At 65.1% G+C, this 740-nt stretch carries 1 protein-coding gene; it reads left to right on the forward strand.

The window, feature by feature from the left end; translation table 11 throughout:
* Nucleotides 1-740: M24 family metallopeptidase (locus QPR87_RS23545; RefSeq protein WP_285051573.1), on the forward strand; the 740-nt coding region annotated here is incomplete at both ends.

Raw genomic sequence — 740 nt, forward strand, 5'->3', positions numbered from 1 at the left:
GGCGGAAACATCACCTATACCGACTGGCAGAAGGACAATTATTTTCATGCCATCCGCCAGATCGTCGGCAGCGCCAAACGCATCGGCATCGAGTTCGACCATGTCAGCATCGACCTGCTCGCCCTGCTGAAATCCGAATTCCCCGGCGTCGAGTTCGCCGACATCGCCGCCCCCGCCATGCGGCTGCGCATGGTCAAGTCCGCCGAGGAGATCGCCCATATCGCCGAGATGGCCCGCATCGCCGACCTGGGCGGCGCCGCCTGCCTCGAGGCCACCGCCGTCGGCACCCCCGAGCACGAGGTGGCGCTGCATTCCACCGCCGCCATGGTGCGCGAGATCGCCAGGACCTGGCCGCATGCCGAATTGCTGGACAGCTGGACCTGGTTCCAGTCCGGCATCAACACCGACGGCGCCCACAACCCCGTCACCTCGCGCAAGATCCGGCGCGGCGACATCCTGTCGCTGAACTGCTTTCCCATGGTCGCCGGCTATTACGTGGCGCTGGAGCGCACGCTCTTCGCCGAGGAGGCCAGCGACGAACATGTCCGGCTGTGGGAGTTCAACTGCAAGGTCCACGACCGCGGCAAGGAACTGCTGGTGCCCGGTGCGAAATGCTCGGAGATCGCCGCCGAGCTCAACGAGATGTATGCCGCCGAGAACCTGCTGCAATATCGCAGCTTCGGCTATGGCCACAGCTTCGGCGTGCTGTGCCACTATTACGGCCGCGAGGCCGGGCTGGA

It is taken from the genome of Paracoccus sp. SSJ (genome assembly GCF_030234105.1).
Lineage (GTDB): Bacteria > Pseudomonadota > Alphaproteobacteria > Rhodobacterales > Rhodobacteraceae > Paracoccus > Paracoccus denitrificans.